Annotated in this window: 15 protein-coding genes; 6 read left to right on the top strand and 9 right to left on the bottom strand. The window is 40.9% G+C overall.

What is annotated here, in order from left to right; all coding sequences use genetic code 11:
- On the bottom strand, positions 1-414 hold a 414-nt coding region (locus tag M595_RS24160; RefSeq protein WP_152983632.1), incomplete at its 3' end, for a response regulator.
- Positions 415-1,091: 677 nt separating this feature from the next.
- Between M595_RS24160 and M595_RS24165 the strand changes: the two genes are divergently transcribed.
- The gene (locus M595_RS24165; RefSeq protein ID WP_023069164.1) at positions 1,092-1,496 is read left to right on the top strand and encodes a DUF4278 domain-containing protein; all 405 of its coding nucleotides are present in this window, start codon (positions 1,092-1,094) and stop codon (positions 1,494-1,496) included.
- A gap of 274 nt (positions 1,497-1,770) precedes the next feature.
- Here the strand turns inward: M595_RS24165 and M595_RS24170 are convergent, their stop codons facing one another.
- A complete protein-coding gene (locus M595_RS24170) occupies positions 1,771-2,019 on the bottom strand; it encodes a hypothetical protein (RefSeq protein WP_152983633.1) in 249 nt (82 codons plus the stop codon).
- A gap of 440 nt (positions 2,020-2,459) precedes the next feature.
- Between M595_RS24170 and M595_RS24175 the strand changes: the two genes are divergently transcribed.
- A complete protein-coding gene (locus M595_RS24175) occupies positions 2,460-3,065 on the top strand; it encodes a TetR/AcrR family transcriptional regulator (RefSeq protein WP_023069175.1) in 606 nt (201 codons plus the stop codon).
- 44 nt (positions 3,066-3,109) lie between these two features.
- Here the strand turns inward: M595_RS24175 and M595_RS24180 are convergent, their stop codons facing one another.
- Positions 3,110-8,506, bottom strand: a complete 5,397-nt coding sequence (locus M595_RS24180; RefSeq protein WP_023069171.1) for a CHAT domain-containing protein — start codon at positions 8,504-8,506, stop codon at positions 3,110-3,112.
- A 253-nt stretch (positions 8,507-8,759) separates the two neighbouring features.
- Here M595_RS24180 and coaE point away from each other — a divergent pair, with 253 nt between their 5' ends.
- Together coaE and hisA are read left to right on the top strand one after the other, a co-directional pair.
- Entirely contained in the window at positions 8,760-9,365 is a 606-nt protein-coding gene (gene coaE, locus M595_RS24185) for a dephospho-CoA kinase (RefSeq protein ID WP_023069161.1), read from the top strand.
- 31 nt (positions 9,366-9,396) lie between these two features.
- A complete protein-coding gene (gene hisA / locus M595_RS24190; RefSeq protein WP_023069172.1) occupies positions 9,397-10,170 on the top strand; it encodes a 1-(5-phosphoribosyl)-5-[(5-phosphoribosylamino)methylideneamino]imidazole-4-carboxamide isomerase in 774 nt (257 codons plus the stop codon).
- Between the two features lie 7 nt (positions 10,171-10,177).
- On the opposite strand, the gene M595_RS31935 is transcribed toward hisA, so the two are convergent.
- Positions 10,178-12,145, bottom strand: a complete 1,968-nt coding sequence (locus M595_RS31935; protein WP_203419133.1) for an LAGLIDADG family homing endonuclease — start codon at positions 12,143-12,145, stop codon at positions 10,178-10,180.
- Between the two features lie 139 nt (positions 12,146-12,284).
- Between M595_RS31935 and M595_RS24200 the strand changes: the two genes are divergently transcribed.
- A complete protein-coding gene (locus M595_RS24200) occupies positions 12,285-13,160 on the top strand; it encodes a three-Cys-motif partner protein TcmP (protein WP_023069162.1) in 876 nt (291 codons plus the stop codon).
- A gap of 79 nt (positions 13,161-13,239) precedes the next feature.
- Here the strand turns inward: M595_RS24200 and M595_RS24205 are convergent, their stop codons facing one another.
- From M595_RS24205 to dndC, 5 genes are all read right to left on the bottom strand, one after another.
- Complete coding sequence (locus tag M595_RS24205) at positions 13,240-14,415, bottom strand: NAD(P)/FAD-dependent oxidoreductase (RefSeq protein WP_023069170.1); 1,176 nt, start codon at positions 14,413-14,415, stop codon at positions 13,240-13,242.
- A gap of 89 nt (positions 14,416-14,504) precedes the next feature.
- A complete protein-coding gene (locus tag M595_RS24210) occupies positions 14,505-15,101 on the bottom strand; it encodes a hypothetical protein (protein ID WP_023069163.1) in 597 nt (198 codons plus the stop codon).
- A 187-nt stretch (positions 15,102-15,288) separates the two neighbouring features.
- Positions 15,289-17,274: a DNA sulfur modification protein DndD gene (gene dndD / locus M595_RS24215; protein WP_023069166.1), complete on the bottom strand. Its 1,986-nt coding sequence runs from the start codon at positions 17,272-17,274 to the stop codon at positions 15,289-15,291.
- A gap of 6 nt (positions 17,275-17,280) precedes the next feature.
- Positions 17,281-17,739 carry an IS200/IS605 family transposase gene (tnpA, locus tag M595_RS24220; protein ID WP_023069174.1) on the bottom strand — a complete coding sequence of 153 codons (459 nt, stop codon included), beginning with the start codon at positions 17,737-17,739 and terminating at the stop codon, positions 17,281-17,283.
- A gap of 193 nt (positions 17,740-17,932) precedes the next feature.
- Positions 17,933-19,504 carry a DNA phosphorothioation system sulfurtransferase DndC gene (gene dndC, locus M595_RS24225; RefSeq protein ID WP_023069160.1) on the bottom strand — a complete coding sequence of 524 codons (1,572 nt, stop codon included), beginning with the start codon at positions 19,502-19,504 and terminating at the stop codon, positions 17,933-17,935.
- A 109-nt stretch (positions 19,505-19,613) separates the two neighbouring features.
- Here dndC and M595_RS24230 point away from each other — a divergent pair.
- On the top strand, positions 19,614-20,775 hold a 1,162-nt coding region (locus tag M595_RS24230), incomplete at its 3' end, for a DGQHR domain-containing protein (RefSeq protein ID WP_023069167.1).

Below are 20,775 nucleotides of genomic sequence, written 5' to 3' on the forward strand. Positions count from 1 at the left end.
TTGTTCTTCGAGTAACAAAGTCAGGCGACGAACAGAGAGATGAGTTTTGATTCGACTGATCGCTTCTTCCGGATGGATGGGTTTAGTAATATAGTCAGCCGCTCCGAGTTTTAATCCTTTGACTTTATTATCAGTTTCAGAAAGAGCCGTCATAAAAATCACCGGAATATCTCGGGTTACAGGTGAGGCTTTTAACTGACGACAAACCTCATATCCGTCCATTTCAGGCATTCTGATATCGAGTAAAATGAGATCGGGTTGTTGAGAGACTGCAATCTCTAATGCTGATTCTCCAGTTTGAGCGACCAAAACTTTATATTTGACTCTCGACAAAGAAGCACATAATAATTTGAGATTGAGTGGATAGTCATCAACCACTAAAACGACACCTAAGTTCAAGTCTTGTTTCATCATTTGTTGTTAAAATCATCTCTCTTATTATTGATTATCGCACTTAATTTTATAGATCGTTATCTCAATAAGTGCTTTAATCGCCTCTACAGATGTGCTATGACAAGTCTCTACACCCGTGAACCGTTTTTTCTATGATTGAAATGCGACCCCTGAAGTCCGATACTCAACTTAAAATGTTATCAATTTTTTCAAGATTAAATTAGCGGTTATGATTCCTGTCGGCGAACATCAAGATCTCTGGTGAAAAACTGAAGCCTCAAACATAACATAAAATTTAAAAAACAATGCTACATCTGTATATTTATTCTTCAAAATTTCCTGGATTTGGAATAGATTAAATAACGACCGAGCCAGAAGCGATACTAGAGAAATCAACTTCGCTCTTTTATTTTTAGAAATAGCGGGATTTCAAACCAAACTGCTCAACCGACAAACCGTTTATTTGCAGGGGACACAACAACGCCTGACTATTCTTAGGCTGACTACTCTTAGGATTGTAAACCCTAATCTTCCAATCTCCTCATCTTCCGATCTATACCCGAAGGAGGATTTGTGTTGATTTGTTATGAATTCTTGGCAATTTAAAATTAAAAATGTAACAATGAATACATAAATTAAAAAACTCACCTTGATGAGCTAAGTTCTTTTTCGTTCAGAGACGAGGAGCGATTACGAAGATGAAACTAACCTATCGGACAATTAGCTATGAGCAGCATCAGCCTCCCCTTGACATCGTAGAAAGCGAACTGGGGGGCAAATATCGGGGAAATGCGTGGCAAGTTCACTATCCCAGACATATTCCTGTTCCCTTACCGAACCCCAGCTTGAAATATCGGGGAGTTGCTTACCAGGCAGAGGATGTCAGAACTACTGAACGTGAAGGAATGGTCAGGGTATCCCAACAGAGTCAATCTCAACCTTCTGTTCAGACTCCAGCAGAAGTGACTCCAGAACACTTGATTACGGTTCATACGGCTAATATTTGTCGAGTTCTTGAACATCGCCGACAAGTCGCTCAGGAACTCGGAGATGAGCAGTTGTTGAAAATGTTAGAGTTAGAAGCTCAACAACTGGCTTGTTAGTTTCCCTGTAGAAATTATTGTATACAGAAAGCTGACACCGTTGCACTTTTGGGGTAAAAACATTTTCTCTTTAACTTGGTCGTCTATATCTCTATAATCGTCTATCTTCCTCTCGAACCCTAAACTAATCCATTAGGTTTCCGAAGAAAATAGACGATTAAACCATTCCTGAAAAGGCGATTTTGTGTTGTAATAGTTGGGCTGGTTTATTCCCTAACAATGTTCTCATTACCCTCACATCAATCGACAGATTTATTGTCAGACGAATTGGAGATTATTGATAATTAATTTTAGAGACAGATATCCCGAAACCTGTTGTGGGGTCTGTCATTTCATAACGAGAAATTTTAACTTTTCCCGGTTTTGTGAGATAGAGTTCTTGGTTTTGATCGCGTTTTAAAGAAGTTTGAGGGGTTTCGGCTGTGATCCCTATGATACTAACCGTAATTAAAGCAATTGCAGCCGACATTTTGAAGGAAGTGTTGAGGCTTTTGGAGTTAGATATGACGGATTTACAAAGCATAATTAATTCTCCTAAAAATACTTAAATTTAGAGTTTTAAATCCTCAATTAATTTAGGGCTTAACTTAGCGATAAATTGCTATTTAATCAGTCTTGAATTCTGTTAAAAATGAAAGATTTTGTTTGAGACTGAATCCAAGTTGAGAATTTTGAGGCTGAGTCTGAAGCACCAGAACGGTAATGATTGCGATCGCTGTCATACAAGCTTCTGTGACGCTCAGGGGGTGGCTTTTAAGGCTCTGTCGAATGCAGTTTTTCTGGAGTGAGTTCATTTCACAAATCCTTTTTTATGTAGAACGGTCTGTCTATTTATGATTATGTAGACAGGTCTGTCTATTGTCAAGTCTTTTTTGAAAATTATTTTTGGGGTGGAGGCTGTCTAGTCATTTCAGGGAAGAATGGGATACGATAAGATTATACAGACCTGTCTACACAGATTCTATGGCAAAGACAAAATCATCCTCTCGTTCCTGTGTGCGCGATCGCATTTTGACAACGGCATCTGAACTGTTCTACAAAGAAGGGGTGCAGAATGTCGGTATTGATCGGATTATTGCGGAGTCAGGTGTCGCTAAAATGTCCCTGTATAACCACTTTAAATCTAAGGATGCGTTAATTGCGGCGTGGTTGCAACAGCAGGATGAATCTTGGCGTACTTGGTTTCAAGAGACGGTAGAACGCCTGGCAACTCAACCCGAAGATCGGGTATTAGCGATTTTTGATGCACTGAAAGAATGTTTTGAGCAACCTGATTTTCGCGGTTGTGCATTTCTCAATTCAGCGGTGGAGTTAGTTGACCCAGAACATCCAGGCTATCAGGTTTCTTTGGAGCATCAACAAGCGACTTTTGACTATATGCTCTCTCTGGTGAAGGCGGCTAATTTACCGGATGCCGAAGAACTAACCGAACAGTTGGTGATCTTAGCTGTGGGTGCGACGGTGGTGGCGATGATGAAACGCAATTCCTCTTCGGCTATGCAGGCTAAACAGGCGGCGGCGCAGTTAATTGCCGAACGTCAATTGGTAAATTCGCGATCGCAAAAGTGAATATCAGTAAGGTTGTTTGTGAGTTAACCCACCCAGACTCAAGATTACCAAGGGCTACCAATTAGGGTAAAACCCGCCCAGTAAAACGGATGAGACAGACTAACATCACCCCGAACCGCAATTTCTGGCGGTAACTCCACTTCTCCAGTCAGTGTCTTTTTCTCATAGATTAAATTTCCCCCTTCTAAACGAACTTTCCCCTGTAACATGGCCAGTTGAGCTTGTCTGAGGGCCTCTGCTTTAATCGGACTATGTAACAACGCATCATAAAACGTACTCATCAACCCCAACGTTCCGGCATCACTGACGTACCACAAACTGGCGAGGGCTGACTTCACCCCGGCTTGGATGGCGAGTCCTGCAAAACCCAATTCTGCATCTTCATCTCCGACTGCGGTTGTACAAGCGCTCAAAACTAAAAGTTCGACGGGGGGTTGATCTAAGCGTAACTGACGCAGTTCATTTAACCATAACTTTTGATCCCAAAATTGAATATAAGAACGGTTTGCACCTCCGGCTAAAAACTCCCCGTGAGTGGCTAAATGAATAATCTCAAATTGTTTTTGCTTGCGTTGGGTGGTGAGGTTATCAATTGTAAATTCTTCATTGAGAAAAGATTGACCTGACCATTGATCTTCCTGCATAATTAAATTGAGTTCGATGGGAACCGCAGGTAAAGGTTCTTGCGCGGGGTCAGAAAATTTGGAGGCGCCCATTGCTAGAACTTGAGAATTTTTGAGATTAACATAACTGGTATCGGTTAAACTTAAGCTAGGAATTAACGCTAAACTGTAGTCTTCTAAGAGAAATTTTTCGCCGTCGTATAATGCTGCAATGGGTAAAGTTCTTAAGCCCGCATCCATAGAAAAAATTAGAGTCTTGACTTGATGTTTTTCTAACTCTGCTTTTAAGGGTAAAATTAACCAATCATAGAGTTTCTTTCCATTGACCTGATATTCAGTATCACTCAGACGACTGGGAGTCCGAATTTGATTGCTAAATTCTCGCACGACTTCTAACAGTTCTTCTCGTTGAATTTGGATACTTTTAAATAAAGGTTGACCATCGGGTAAGACTAAGCGAATTTCAAGTTGATTGGCTTGTACTGAAACATAGACAATTGCAGGTTTGTGTCCGGTGAGTTTAGTAATATCACTCAGCGTCTGACGAATACTTTGATCACTAACTGGATTTTTGTTGATATTGTCACCAAAATATTTAATAAATTCTTGACCACGAAATAAATCAATTTGTAAGACAGATGAGGAGAATGTAGAAGTTGCGACTTGATCGTTAGAAATGGTTGTTCCTTCAAGTTGAATGGGAATATTTTCAATGTCTTGGGATAATTCTTCATTATTCTCTAAATTATCCTCTGTGATTGTTTCTGTCTGTGAATCTACATTTTCACTGACTGGAACTTCAGCAACTTCTGAAGGCGTAGATGGATTTTCAGTTGTAGGTTCTACTCCATTCTCTTGAATCACGGGTTCTTGATTATCTGGGGATTGATTTGGACTTTCGGTTTCTAGATTATCTTCATTAGACTCTGGTTTTTGAGGCGGATTTGCAGAGTTGCTGGAAGGAGGAAAAGTGGTAACTTCTCCATTGGTAATCGCCCCGGCTGTACCGTTTAAAGTTGCATCTCCGATTTCAAAACTACTGTTTGCAGATGAGGGAATAATGATGTTTCCCCCTTCGCTAGACCCAACCGCAGATAAACTTGCTTCAACTTGATTTGCAGCTTGAAAGGTTCCCGTCGCCCGAAAAAACTGCTGGGTACTAATTTCAATATTTCCTCCGGTTTGGGCGGCTTCTGTGTTAATCGAAGTGACTTCAATATCATTGGGAGAAACTAAGCGGATATTGCCTCCATTTCCCTCGGTTGAACTGGCTTCTAGGGTTCCTGTTGTAATCCGATCTCCTGACTGAATTGTAATGTTTCCTGCATCTTCTGTGGCTGATGAACTGAGATTTCCGGTCACAATTTCACCCTGTTCACTGGTGAGGCGAATCTCTTGACTGGAAGTAATATTATTGGTTTGAATTTGATTTTGGGCTTGAATATTAACTCTGGTTAGATTACTATTTTGATTGGTGATAATATTTCCTTTAACTATCACATCACTGCCTTGACTAACAAGATTCACTTGAGGATTTTGTAGAGATGAATTGGAGGTGGAGTTTGAGGAAATGCGGATGTTTCCGGTTTCAATTGCTTCTCCGGCTTGCAAATTAATTTCACCACTCGATTGTAAATTTCCGCTAGTAATTTGACCGCTAATACTGGTGAGTTGTAAACTTTGACCTGTTGTGTTAATATTACCTAAGAATAAATTGCCATCCGCTTCGATTTGAATCGCTGCATTATCAACCCCTGTAATTGTTCCTTGTGCAACCACAAAACCTGGAAAATTTGGCGATCGCAATCGGACTGGATCACGAAACGTAATATCTCCTGCTATGGTTAGGGGACTACTGGTATTTGACCGACCAATCGTAATTAATTCAAACCCATTTCCGAGGGCATTCAAATCTGATCCACTCAATTCTAAAGCTTCAGTATTGGCATCATTTCCGAGTGTAATCGCTTGACGGTTATTGTAGGGCTGTAATAGTAGAAACCCCCGACCCATAATTGAGTTATTTCCTCCTACTAAATCGATCTCATCTGCGGTTAATTGTATTGTTGCTTGTGGGTTTCCTGTATTTTGAATTTGTTGGGCAATAATGCGCCCTGACTGACTGGTAATGGTAATATCTTGACCATTCGTTCTTAGATTTCCTAAAGTAATATCATTCAAAGCGTTTAAAGTCAAACTGGCATTATCTACACCTGTCAATGTATAAGGACTCCCCGATGAAGTCGTTCCCATATTAATTCGACCCAAAGGAGATTGAATCAACGTCGGGTCTTGAAACGTTGAATTTCCATTAATATAAATGCTACCTCTACTGTCAGGTCTTCCAATAATAATTTGAGTAAAACCATCTTGCAGTGTTGTGATTTCATCGGTTGTTAAATCCATCGTTAAGCCGGAATTACTATCCGAATTACCAATCACAATGTCCTGGGCATTTGTTGCGGGTTGAAGAATTAGATTTCCGGTTCCTTCTACTAAACTTGTTAGATTAATCTCATCACTGGTGAGGGTAATATCTCCAGTTGAACTAGCTTTTGTTTCTCCTAAAGTTAGGTTGCTATTCTCAAAGCCACCTGTGCGAATTGCCTCAGCCTCGATTTCAACTTCTGCTTCTAAATTAATATCACCCCCTACGGTTCTTCCTTTAGCATTAACTGAATTTAAACTCAGTCTTTGAGGGGTACTAATCTCAATATTTCCTCCACTACCCTCCGCCGAAGTCGCATCTAAACTATAAGAATCTGATAAAAAATCGATGTTCCCTTCTTCACTATTAATCCTAATATTTCCAGCCTGTTGTGAACCCGAACTATTAATTAAATCAATTTCAATATTTTCAACTGCATTCACAGTCACCTCACCCGCTTGACCCGCAGTAGAATTCAAAGCTTGAGTCGAAAGTTCACCTGTGGTAAGATTCCCACCACTATTAAGAATGATATCCCCACTATTATTTAAACCACTCGTTTGTAAATCTGCGGTTAAAATTTCACCTTGATTGGTGGTAATCGTAATATTTCCACCCTCACCCAAAGAATTAGTTGTTGAAAGCTGACCTGTTTCAATCTCTCCATTCATACTCGAACTCAGAGAAATATTACCGCCATTGGTAGACAGATCACCAATCGTTAGATCAATTCCTGTAATCAAAATATTTCCGCCTGCGGTTTGTAAAGTATCGTCAGGACTCATTAAAAATGATCCTTTTCCATCTCCATCTGCATCTGCCGTAAACGTGACTGATCCGCTAGAGGCTTGGAAATTGAGTTGATTGTCTTCGAGATCATTTATTGTAATATTATCTCGCGCTTCTAAAATAATATCGGCTGTTTCTGCAATTCGTTCTAAACGAGTCTCAGAAATCGTAAACTCTGAGGGATTATTCTCGGCTAAAATCTGATTATCTCGCAGAGAATTTTCATTTTCTATTGTGTCATTGCCATCGAAAATGGTAATATTAAGAGGATCTAACAACAAGGTGCCAACACTTCCATTCGCCCCTCGCAAATCTACATTTCCTTCAACCGTTAAATTCCCATAACTTGAAATTTCTGCAAACCCACCATTTCCGGTCACACTCTGGGCGCTAATCTTCCCAAAAAATCGAGTGTCTCGGTCTGACCAAATAATAATCTGTCCGGCATTTCCCTCGACTTCTGCATTGGCTAAAATCGAAGAATTACGATTAATAAAAGTAGAATTTGCATTCGGAATTAACCCACTTCCTCGCTGATCTCCCCCTATTCTGACGGTACCTCCCCCGTTAATACCAGAAACGTCAACATGGCTATCGACCAACCCCACCGTCTCCCCAACGATATTCACGCTTCCGGCTGCTGCGGTGACATTTCCTGAAACGACGGCGACACCGCTAGAGGTGGGAATTTCAGTCCCCGAATTGGTTAACTCTACCCGACCATCGGCGAGTACCGTCACTCCTGTCGCATGGTTGCGATCGCCTCCGGTTAACAGTTGCGGTAGGGATAAGGGGGCAATTTCTGGCGAATCACTTCCCCAGTCTGCTGTCGCCACTTCTAAATTGAGTAAATGTCCAGCTTGGCTGATCCGGAGAATCTGTTCACCGGGAATGGCGGCTATGGTAATTTGGCCACCGGGCGCACTCACTGTTCCGGTGTTAATGACATTACTTCCTAATAAGCTAATATTTTCTCCAGAAGCTACTGCAAGTGTACCCTCATTAATGATACTCCCCGATCCGGTTGTTGAAAATCGAAAGGCACTAGGACTCCCGACCAAGCTGGCATAATCATTACTTCCAATCGCATTAAACCAATTTGAACCCAGTCCGACTCCGGTTGCTGTCGTCACGGTAAAGGAAGCGGGAACATTTAAACTTGCATTTGATCCAAAAATCACCCCCGCAGGGTTCATCAAAAATAAATTCGCATTCCCCCCTGTCATCTGAATTAAACCATTAACAACAGAAGCATTCCCCCCAACAACCCGAGTGAAAATATTCTGAATAGAATTATTGGATAAAAAGTTAGCAACCTGTCCAGACTCAACATTAAAATCGGTGAAACTATGAAATAAATTTGCCCCGTCTGAGGATAACTTTCCCCCTTCTATATCAATCCGATTTCCTTGTTGATGGGTGACAGTGTTGGTACTGTTGGGTTCAGGAACAATCGGTTGAGCAACAACTTTTTTTGATTTAAAAGCAGAGAAGATTTTACATCGCCAGCTATCGGGAAATTCGTAAGTTTCAAAAACTAAAAGCAATGTCAGTAGCGGTAGAGAGAAGACCACTGACTTGAAGTAACTGCTGATATTCATCAAAAATTCTCCTGGGAAACTCCCGTATCAACCAGTTTAACAGTTGTTGTAAAAGGTCACGAGTCTACCCCTGATAGCTTGTCTTAAATCTTACCGAGTCCAATCTCTTAAATAGGTTGAATTTTTACACTTAACCTCCAGAGAGTCAAGTTGCAGAAACTTTAAATTTAGGTCAATCTTTCTTCAAAGAAAGCTCTCGTCAAGTATAGTAGATTACAGGCAATAATAACGCAAATCTATCAAAAATATCATTATGCGTTTGATTGGCTTAACTGGGGGCATTAGCACCGGAAAAACAACCGTCTCCAACTACCTTGCCGAGATGTACCCGTTTCCCATTTGGGATGCAGATGTTTATTCTCGCCAGGCCGTACAGCCCAACTCCCCCGTCTTGCAGACCCTTGTTCGTCGCTATGGTACTGGTATTTTACTTTCTGATGGTAGCTTAAATCGCTCCCAACTCGGTAATATAATTTTTAATAGCTTAACAGAACGTCACTGGGTCGAAAAGCAAATTCATCCGGTTGTCCGCGATCGCTTTTCTGACAACATTACCAAACTTCAGTATGAAGCGGGTAAAAATGCGACTGCGATTTTGGTGATTCCTCTGTTGTTTGAAGCAAAAATGACCGATTTAGTGACAGAAATTTGGGTGATTTCTTGTTCTCCTCCACAACAGCAGTTACGTTTGATCCAACGGAGTAACGGTTCTCTCAGCGCTAAACAAGCCCAAGCGAGAATTGACAGCCAGATGCCTCTTGAGCAAAAGTGTAAAATGGCAGATGTGATTTTAGACAACTCCTCGACTTTAGAGGAACTCTGGCAACAAGTTGATGATGCGATCGCCAGAACGTCCTAAAATCTTGTTCAAACCATTACTCAAATAACTCATGGATGTTATTCCTGCGATTGATTTACTCGAAGGACGTTGTGTAAGATTATATCAAGGCGACTACGACCAAGCCCAAACCTTCAATGATGATCCGGTTGCTGTTGCCCAACAATGGGAAGATCAGGGCGCGACTTGGTTACATTTAGTTGATCTCGATGGCGCGAAAACCGGTCAACCAACGAATCATAAAATTATAGAGGCGATCGTCAACGCTGTTAATATTCCGGTACAAGTCGGCGGTGGGTTACGCAGTCGAGATACCGTTGCAACGTTGTTAAATTTGGGCGTAAACCGGGCAATTTTAGGGACTGTTGCAGTCGAGAACCCCCAACTGGTGGCAGAGTTGTGTCAGGAGTTCCCGAAACAAATTGTCGTTGGAATTGACGCCCGTGATGGGAAAGTTGCCACCCGAGGATGGCTAGAAACCTCGGAAGTGTTGGCCACCGAACTCGCCGATCAGATGGCGCAGTTGGGGGCTAGTGCCATTATTTATACTGATATTCATCGGGATGGTACCTTACAAGGGCCGAATAAAGCCGCGTTGCGAGAAGTTGCTTCGGAGGTTGCTATTCCCGTTATCGCTTCCGGGGGAATTAGTTCGGTGACAGATTTATTGAGTTTGTTATCCCTAGAACCCTTGGGCGTAACGGGGGCGATTGTGGGTCGCGCTTTATACACCGGAGATGTGGACTTGAAAGAAGCTATTCAAGCTGTGGGTTGGGGACGTTTGCAGGATATTCCGCCCGATTTTGGGGGTTCAGCTTTAGCTTAAAGCAAAATCAATCCCATTTCTCAACCGTCGGATGATATAGCCAGTTTCCTACTTTGTTGGGATCATCAACATATTTTTTCAGTGCCGGATCTGGCCAGATGTGTAGTTTATCCTGACACCCGACTGCGATCGCTGCGGCTTCTATATCGTCCCATTGTCTCAAAAAATCTTCCGCCCACGAACGTTTTGTCATCACAGAGTTAACCCATTCTAAACCCGCTGCAAGCATTCGTTTTCCATTTGTACCCCTGGCGTTGATGGGTTCCCAAAAAATCACTTCGGGTTGAAGCTGCATGATTTTTTCTAGATATTTCTCAAAGTCATTTCGCGTCAAACTGGGTGGAGTTGGCGCCATTGCCACATAGAGACGACATCCCGCTTGATGACCTTTTAATAATGCTTCATAACGTTTAGAAGGAGGGGGGGCTTGGGGTTCAATTTGACGGCTGAGTTGATCGTCTAAATAGGGTAAACTCATCCCAACTGTAATATTAGGATTAATTAGAATATCAAGATCATTAATCCATAAAGGACTGCGGGTTAAAATTCGGACTCTTTTACCTTTTTCTGATAAAATCTGAACGACATGACGAGTAATTTCAGCCGTTTGTTTATTTTGATAGGGATCGGTACCGGAACACAATAAAACAACGCCTTTCCCTGACGGTGTTACATTCCAGGTTCTTTTACGTTCTAAAATTTTCTTCAATTTCTCGGGAATATCTTCACGAATTAAAAGGTATTGTCCCCAGTCCATTTGAGGGTTATTGACTCCTTTTTCGTGAAGCTGCGCCTGTCTTGTCCGAATGGCGGGTGTTGAAGGAACATAACAATTATGAGTCGCTAATCCATTGGCAAAAAATGTGTGTGTTGAGGTTTGGATATCTACTACGTCAACTAACCCCATTGGGATTTTATCAATAACCTTTGCTATCTTAATCCCTTTTAATGCCCCTCCTATTATCTTTTCGGACTTCCTGTTTATAGCAGGACAAAAGGTTGAGAAAAATCGGACAATTTCTGAAAACCCCCCAAGAAGTCGAAGACTAAAACAGCAGCTTTCATACTTTTCAAGTTTAAAACTAAACCCAAATGAGCTTGCGTACTTTTGAACTCGGTACAAAACAGGTGATGTTTTTTGAGAAAGCCGAAACGATTGGTTGAAGGAGCCTTCTGCGTCAAAAAATCCCGATACAAATCCTCTGTGATACTCAACCGTATCCAAAGGGGCAGCAAGCAAGTTAAACAATTTTTCACACTGGGCTTGAGAACGAGTTTCCACTTTTTTAGCTTCTCGATGTTTATTATTGCCTTTGTAGTATGGACGAATATTAACAGATATACCGAACTCTAAAAGGTACTCTACCAATCTTTCCAAAGGTTCAAAATCGCAAAGAGCAACCCTCCAGTATGGCGTGTAATCCCCCTTGTAAATCTCGTTAGGGTCAAACCTGAATGTTCCGTCCCCTTCTGTCATTCCTGCGATATAACCCAGTTTATAGTCAGTTGTAACAGCGAAACAATTAGACAGTCCGATGCTCCTAATTGTAGAAAATCCATCTTTTCTTCCTTGCGAAACAGTTGTCAAGTTTTGAGTTGACAACCATTTGCCTCGGGAATTCAACCATCCATGATTTGACGTTGCAATTACTTCTCCTGCGTCTGTAACAATTTTTGTCGCTTCTTGCTTACTCCACTGAATCGCCTCTATAGTGCTTTTACGGAAAAATCGATAAACATGACTGGTAGGATTTTCGTCAAACCCCAAAAGTACATCACCGACTTTGGCATATTCTAGTTTTCGCCAAACTAGATCTGAGTAAAGAATTAAAGTTTCGGGGGAAAGACAAAACGTACATCCATGCAAACAGCCAGATGCTATATTAATTACATAGTCGCACAATCCCTTTTTATTCAGATTACTGTTCTGAAGCGGATTGACAATGGGTTCAGTTCCTCTGACAGTAGTAGACATGGCTATTGACTACATTAATGATCTAAAAAGTTATCGGCTTTTAGATAATAACTTTCTTAGTTTAGATTGTTTATTTTATCACAGATAGAACAAATAATCAATATATAATTTCATTGATTTAATATTGGGATTTTGAAGTATGGAAAAACAAACTTTTGGCGGAGATTGGACTGAAGAAAAGTTAAACCGAGTCAGTAAATATTTAAAAGCTTATTCAACAATTATGAATAAGTATAATTTCAACTATGCTTATATAGATGCTTTTGCAGGAACCGGATATAGAACACTGAAGGACGAAGATGAACCCAATACTTTGCTGTTACCAGAACTGGTGGAGCAAGAATCGAAAAAGTTTTTAGATGGATCGGCACGAATTGCACTTCAAATCAAGCCGGAGTTCAAAAAATATATATTCATTGAAAAAGATGAAAAAAAAGTTAATGAATTAGAAAAGCTTAAAATCGATTTTCCCAATTTATCAGAACGGATTAGTATCGTTCACTCTGATGCAAATTTTTATCTAAAAGATCTATGTCGTAAAGACTGGAAAACACGGCGTGCTGTTCTTTTTCTTGATCCCTTTGGTATGCAAATTCCCTGGGAAACTATTGAATTAATTGCTCAAACAAAAGCTATTGACTTATGGTATCTTTTCCCATTAGGAATAGCAATTAATCGATTACTAACCAAAGATGGCAATATTAGTGAATCAAGAAAAGCCCGACTCAATGAAGTATTTGGGACAACAGGCTGGTATGACACATTTTACAGAAATACAGAACACACAAACTTATTTGGAGACACATATTCTACAACGGAGAAAATCGCAAACTGTGAGTCAATAGGTCAATATTTTACAGAAAGACTAAAGATAATTTTTGAAGGTGTAGCCAAAAATCCTCTTGTTCTATGTAATTCTAGAAATACACCTTTATACCTACTCTGCTTTGCAGCCGGAAATAAGAAGGGAGCATCAACCGCGATTAAAATTGCTCAAGATATACTCAAAAAATAGGATTTTGGTTATTTTTTAGAGAACTATTCGATAGAAATGAGGAACTTTGAAAGCTACACCAGTAAGTTTCATTCAACAATTACAGTGTTGAACGCAGGGGCGATAACTGTTTAACGAGTTCATCGGGTTGTCCGGTGAGGTGGTTGGCGAAGCGTTGGGCGAGGGGAGGAACAAAAACCAACGGGTTACTAAATCCTGAAAAAATATGAATTCCAGTTAAATCAGGTATCGCCCCAACTAAAGGTAAACTATCAGCAGTAAACGCGACTAAACAATGATACCAATGAGCGGGTAAATCTTGTAAACTGGGTAAAATTTTCCCAATTGCGTTGCGAATTTGGGCTTCACTTTCTGCCGGATTAATTTTAGTATTCGGATCACTTAACACCCGAGACGGCTGACCAATTCGCATTTGTTTATTTAATAATTGTACCGCACTGGCATCAATAATTAAAGGCACAAATTCATGTCCGGGTTCATCCCAAAGCGGTTCAAATTCGGGCTTGGCGGCGTCGGCTTCGAGTTGAAAGCGTTCCATTCCCGCAGACATGACAACGGTTCTGAGGTTAATCTCAACGGGGGGCGTTTCTAATACTTCGGTATGAGTAAAATGTAAGCGAATCGAAATTCCCGCCGAACTTAATAAACTCCGGCTTAAACCTCCTGCACAAATCGCAGTATTTTCGGCTTTATAAGTCTCATTTTTAGTTTGAACGCCTGTAATCTTATTTCCCTCTTTTACTAACTCAGTAACGGTCGCAATTTCTAGTTTTCCGCCAAGTCGTTTAAAAGCGTCTAAATAAGCAAAATTGGTTTTTTCGGGGGAAATATGACCATGACGAACTGTAAAGGCTGCGGCGATACCGTTGGGGTTGAGAAGGGGTTCAATTTCACAAGCTTCTTCTGGTCTTAATAAACGAGGTGGTGTGATAAATTTAGTATAACTTTCGGCAATTTGTTCGGGATTTTGTTCGGGAGAAACGGTTAAAATCAGGTCAACTTCTCGAAACTCAGTATCGGCTTCTAATTCCTCGGATAAGGTTTGATGACGTTGTTTTCCATCTTCACAGAGTTGACGAGTTAGGGGGGTGCTTCCCGACCAATACGCGAGTCCACCGTAACTGTAACGAGTGGCGTTTTCAAAGGTGGGATTTTCTTCAATGAGAAGAACTTTCAGCCCCTTTTTCGCCAGTTCATAACTGAGGCTTGTCCCGGTAATTCCTGCACCAACGATAATCCAGTCATAGGTTGTCATCAGATTAATATTGTGTAGATTTTGCTTCTATTTATATTTTGCCCTAATTTGACCGAGTATTGCAATCAATTTTTAGGGTGAGATCGGGTCTAATCAATGGGTTTGTATAAAATCGTTTTTCCCCGCCGCTTTCCTGAGTCTTCCCAACCTCTTTGTTGCAATTCTCCAATGCGATTGAGAGTGGTAATATAAGGTGCAGAAACTCCTAAAATCTCACCTAATTCTTTAGCCGTTTTTAGAGTAAGAATATCGTTTTTTCGTGGAGATCGTGTAGGTTGGGGTTGTTCGGGGGGTGAAGTTGGGGCTGAAGGTTCACTTCTAACTGGATCACTAATATTGAATTTGAGATGACGTTCAAATACTTTTTCAATTAATTGATCGAGTCGATTTTCAACTTGATGTGATAGATAATGTTCTAGATTTTTTTGGAGATAATCTTCGACAATTTCTTCCAATTTTTGAGTCAAAATTTCCTCTAAGTTCATTGGAGAAAGTTGAGAATTTTTTTCAGTATAATTTTTGTCGGTTTGTTCTAGATAGTTAATGATTAATTGATTTAAAACTTTGGGTGTTGTGCTGTCTTGTTCAATGCACCTAGCTTGAAAACGTTGCCATAATTCCTGGCTAATTTTAAAGCTTGCTAGGGTTGTTTCGTTTACCTCTTGTTTGTTTGATCGCTCTACCAACGATTTTACCCTAATTTTTTCAACTGTTTATATATAAAAAGTTTAGCAAAAAATTGAGCGATTATAACTATTAGAAAAGATTTTCAAATAGTTATTAAAAAGTTTTTCTATTTATTTTCCGATTAATAAGAGTCTTTTTCAATAATAAGATCGATATACCGCTTTGACGGATGGACAACCTCTGAAGTTAAGAAAAGAAGTAACCCGCTTCCACGACGGTTTTGCTTTGCTGGGAGTCGTATTTTAGCAGGTACTCATGGGCGATCGCTTCTTGATCTCGCAGGTTGTGAACTTCACTTTCGCCAATTTCGGTGTCGGTGGATAGCAAAATCACCTGATGGCTAGCGGAGGGAAAATAACGTTCAATCAGGTTTTGGCGGTGGGAGGAGTCGAGGCGTCCGAGGGGGGTGTCAATGGCGACGGGGAGGTTGCGTCCCGATACTCTTGCTAACCCCCACAGAAAAGCGATCGCCAGGAGTTGTTTTTCTCCGGCGGAAAGGCGATGTTTAGGAACAGGTTTTCCTTCTAGGTTGTAGAGAGAGAGGCTAAAGTCATGGGTATCAATCACAACTCGATGAACTAAATCAGATTTATGTAATAGATAACGAAAGCATTCTGCCACTTCAACTTCGAGTTTATTGAGTTTTTTGAGGGTTAGTTGTTCTTTGAAAACTTTGAGAGTTTCTTGAACTTTTTCAATTGACTTCACAATATGATCACTACTCTTATATTTAACTGTATGAGCACTATAGGTATCTAACTCTTTTTTGGTTTTGGCGATCGCACTTTTAATTTGATCCCTCTGGCGTTGCCCTTCTTCGTAGGCAACTTGGGCTTTCAAAAGTTCTGTTTGAGAGAGTTTGAGTTGGGCTTCTAATTTTTGATAAACTTCTGGCGCTGCGGCGGTTTGCAGTTGGGTGTCAATGGCATCAATTTCATTTTTTAAGGCTTTAAGTTGTTCTAAATAAACTTTGGCTTGTTGGGTTTGAGTGGGTAACTGAGAGTTGAGGATTACTTGTAATTGATTGAATGCTTCGGTCTCTATTTCTAAATATGGTTGAATTCCGGTTTCAATTTCTTGTTCTAAAACTTGATTTTCTTCTTGCAGAAAATATTGAATTTTATTAACGGATTGGGAATCAAGTGAAAGTTGATTTATATAATTAATTAAACGGCTATCTCGTTCTTGTAAAACTTCACGGGCTGCCATTGATTGTTGACGTTTCAGTTCTTTTTCGGCTTGAGTTTCTGCTTGACGAAGCAACGGAGAAATTAAGTTTAAAGGAAGGGTTTCGCCTGCTAAGTCTCGTAAGCTTTTACGTTGAGTTTCAATGGTGACTTCTAACTCTTTAATTTTCGTTTCTAGCTGAGAACGTTCTTGGGCAATTTTTCCCCCTTCTGAAACAAATTTTTCGGAGGCTTTCTTTTGATGTTTTTCGGCTAACTCTAGTTGCTGTTTGAGGGTTTGAAGTTTCTGTTCTGCAACTTGTTTTTCTTCCTGCTGTTGGGCGAGACGTTGTTCTATCTGTTCAATTTCAGCCCGTTCTTCAGCGTCTGCTAGGTCTTTTCGTTTACGTTGACTAAGAATATTCAAATCCATCGATAAACGGGTTGCCAGTTCAAGTCCAAGTAAGTTAGAAATCGCATCGATAACAGCTTGAGGAGGCTTCTCTAATTCTGCTAGTTCTTTAACTTGTTCGCCGTCAAATAAGAATAAATTAGAAATCCCTAAAGGCAGTATATTTTCAATATATTCATCCCAAATCCTCGCAATTGATTTGTCCGGCCATTCTCCGATTACAATCCCTAATTCATCTTTACCATCTTTGGGGTTTTTTGTCCAGCTTCTCACAATTCGCCATTCTGCCATTTTCCCCTCTTTGACGTGTTCAAATACCAGTTCAACCCGGGTTTTTTCGATAGGTGAGGTATTACTATTTACACACTGGGTTAAAAAGTCATTATAGCTGAAATTTCCCCGTGTAGAACATTGGGCGCGTTGTCCGTAGAGGGCGAGACGAATAGCATCCATTAGGGTTGTTTTTCCGCCACCATTCATTCCCCCAAATAAGATAATAGGGCGCAGGTTGCCGTTATTTTCAGGACGAAGATTGATGACTTGTCTTCCTTGGTAGGGGCCGAAGTTTTGTAGTACGAGTTCGAGGAAAATCATGTTATTTTAGACCGTTTTTTCTGAGGAGTATTGCCAAATTGTTGGCGGATCATTTTTAGAGGTTGCTTCTTCCAAGGCAAAAATTAGACTTTGATTGAGATGATGTTGCTTTTGATTGTTGACGTAGGTAACGGCTTTTTCGAGTTGTTTATATCCCATTGAAAATATACCATATCCTTCTTGCCATGTAAATTTATCTGAGGATGTTGATAATACATGGTTCATGTGGTGGGCGCTACTGCCTTTTATTTTTTTGACAAATTCGGAAATTGATAGGGTTGGCGGAATGGAAACGACGAGATGAATATGATCTTCTATTCCTCCAATAGCATGAATAATGCAGTTCAATTGATTGGCTTTATTAATGATGTAAGCATATAACTTTTCTTCTTTATCAGATGTAATTAGAGGTTGACGTTCTTTTGTTGTCCAGATTATATGATAATAAAGTCTCCAAAGTGACATGATCATTTAGATGTTGATTGATTTGATTATACAGGATTTATTGGGGATTTAGCCAATTTAGCTAGGCAGTTTGCCAGTTTGCCAGAGATTGAAATCTCTGTCTGATAGGTGAAGTCCTCTTAAGAGGACTTCGGGTTTTAGGCGGGGAATTTATTCCCTGACTTTTGGGGACTTTTGGGGACTTAGGTTTTTACTATCCCTCCTCATCGTTGGTGGTTTCTGAATTGTTTGAGAATTTCATGTTTGCCCAAGTGAGTTGTTTAATGGTTTCTACATCTCCTTCTTCTGCGGCTAATTTTAAGTTTCGTCGGAGGTGGGCATTTTCTATTGCTTCTTCTTTGGTTCGTGAACTGGTTTCAAAGCATTTTTCGAGGTCTTCAAACAGTCCTACACGACGGGCTTTGGTGTAATATTGTCGTTCGGTATCTAATAGTTTTGCCATGAGTTCTAGGTGCATAGCGTCTTCCCCACAAATTTCTTCTAATGTTGTCCATTCATCACTGCCTAATAGACTGCTTTCCATACCTCGATAGGCATCTATAAAAGTTTCTCCTGTCACTTCTTTGTATATCCTTGGTAAACTATCATCAAATTCGTGTTTTTCTTCTAACCAGATTCGGCGAATTTCACTGAGTTCTTCCGGTTGAATTAGGGTAATATCCCGCATTTCTTCCGGGGCGGTTTGACGGATTTTCGTTTGGGCTTCTAATACTCGTCTTAACCAATGTTCCCGCCATTTTTTAACATAGGGGCCAGGTATGGGTTTAACTTCGATTTCACCTTTTACATTTTGTTCAAACAGTTGTACTTTTCCAAAAATTCGTCTAAAATCTCTACGATCATGATCCTTTTTTAGATCTAATTCATTCCGAATATCTAATAAAGGCTGCATCCATTCTTTGTCCTCATCATTGAGAATCATTGCCTCCATTGATTTATCTTGACTGACTAATGTACAAACCCAACAGCCAAAGCGAGAGTCACCACAGCTAGGCGTTGAGGTATCAACAACTAACGGACATTCATTATCTGGGGTTGCCCCTCGATACATGACAAATAAATCTTTGTTACTATGTCCCCAAGGATTTTCCCATTGCATGAGATAAAGCCAAACTTCATTTGTTCGCCAATCTTCAAGAGGAGTATAAACAAGAGAATTGATTAGGCTTTTTCGGGGACTGAGACGCTCTCTAACCCGCTTTTTTTCATGCTTCTCCATAACTCTAGCGCGTTTTGTACTTTCATCTTTACGCATTCCTAAAACAAGAATAACTTCCCCATTGGCACGAACCATGTCACGGATAAAACGGTTGGCAGGTTTTATTTTAAGTCGCTCAGTACACCAACGAAATCGAATACGAGGTGCTGGATAACCTTTACCAATAAGACATACCCAGTATGAATCTTTTATTTCAGGATAAAGCAGATGAGGTTCTATAGGCATTCTCTGTTCCTGAGCAGCGATCTTGATCTGCTTTAAAGAATTTCTCACCCGAGTTGAAACTATAGGATTTTCTACTAATGTGTCTGTTGTAATTACATGAATAGTTTTAGTACGCTTTTCTGCTCGAAGTCCCGCGATCGCATTCCAGATGAGTTGTAATGTTGCAGTGCTATCTTTTCCGCCCGAATAACCAATGACCCAAGGAATCTGATCGAGACAGTATAATTCCTGAATCTCAGTAGTAAGAGCTTCTACAACTTCTACCAACTCAGCGACAGTATAATTTTTTTGTTTTTTTTCTTTCTGCTGTGTGGTATTCATATTAGTCTCCCTATCCCAATTTGGGTATGTCTTAGTTTGTACTTTTTGGTACAATAACCTATATCTGATAGTTTTTAAAAACTTGTTCTCATAGCTTAATACTTTAGTGATGAATTCTGCAACTGATCCAACCCCTGAACCCAACCCCCAAGACCAAAAAGCGATCGCGAAGTTTCTTGAACCCCTCCTCAACTCCCCTCAGCATCTCCTGGTACACAAAACCCAGATGGGAGGAACAGAAGCCTTTATCGGTTCGGTGACACTAGACTGGTTGGATCGCAATGTGGGTTATGCTTCCCAACTTCCCCTGTTTAAACGTCACCTCAACCCAGACACCGGAAACGTCGAACGAGTCGCAGACACCGTAGAAGACATCTTACAACGTCCCCTAGACTGGTCGCGTCAACTCCCCCTCGCCCAATACCTCGCGACTCACAAAGCCCACAAGTTCCCCGCTTTGTTGGTGGTGATCTGTCCGTCTTGGGTGAACGATCTCCAAGCGCCCCAGTGGGATGATCAAGGAAGGGCCACCGAGTCGGCGATCGCATTTGAGGGGTTAGATAGTCAGGGACAACTCGGACTGTTGCATTTGACCTCTGATGTGGCTGTGTTTGCTTTAGACGGACAACATCGCCTGATGGGGATACAGGGCTTAATGCGACTTCTAAGAACAGGAAAACTGCAACCCTACACCAAAATCAAAAAAGCAGTTGGGGAAGCCATAACCCTCAATGATATAGAGGAGGTTTCGGCGTTAACTCCCGAGGAGATAGAAAACTTAGTCTCTGAAACCGTTGGGATAGAGTTTATTCCCGCAGTTGTGGCTGGAGAAACTCGCGCGATCGCCCGTCAACGAGTCCGATCTATCTTTGTTCACGTTAACCTGATGGCGGTGAAACTGAGTAAGGGTCAGTTAGCCCTACTCGATGAAGATGACGGGTTCTCTATTGTAACGCGCCAGGTGGCAGTCACTCATCCTTTACTCATGGAAAAACGCGATCGCAACCCTAGAATAAACTGGGATAGTGCGACAGTAGCCTCTAAGTCTACGGTTTTAACCACCTTACAAGCCCTCAAAGAAATGACACAGCGCTATTTAGGCGATCGCTTTCCCCATTGGCTTTCGCCCAAACCGGGGTTGGTTCCTATGCGTCCCGATGATGACGAACTTGAGGAGGGGATGCAGGAGTTGCGACGGTTGTTGGATGCGTTAGCCAGTTTACCGAGTTATCAACGCCTCGAAAGAGGAGAAGAAACACCTGTATTGAGAC

It is taken from the genome of Lyngbya aestuarii BL J (genome assembly GCF_000478195.2).
GTDB lineage: Bacteria > Cyanobacteriota > Cyanobacteriia > Cyanobacteriales > Microcoleaceae > Capilliphycus > Capilliphycus aestuarii.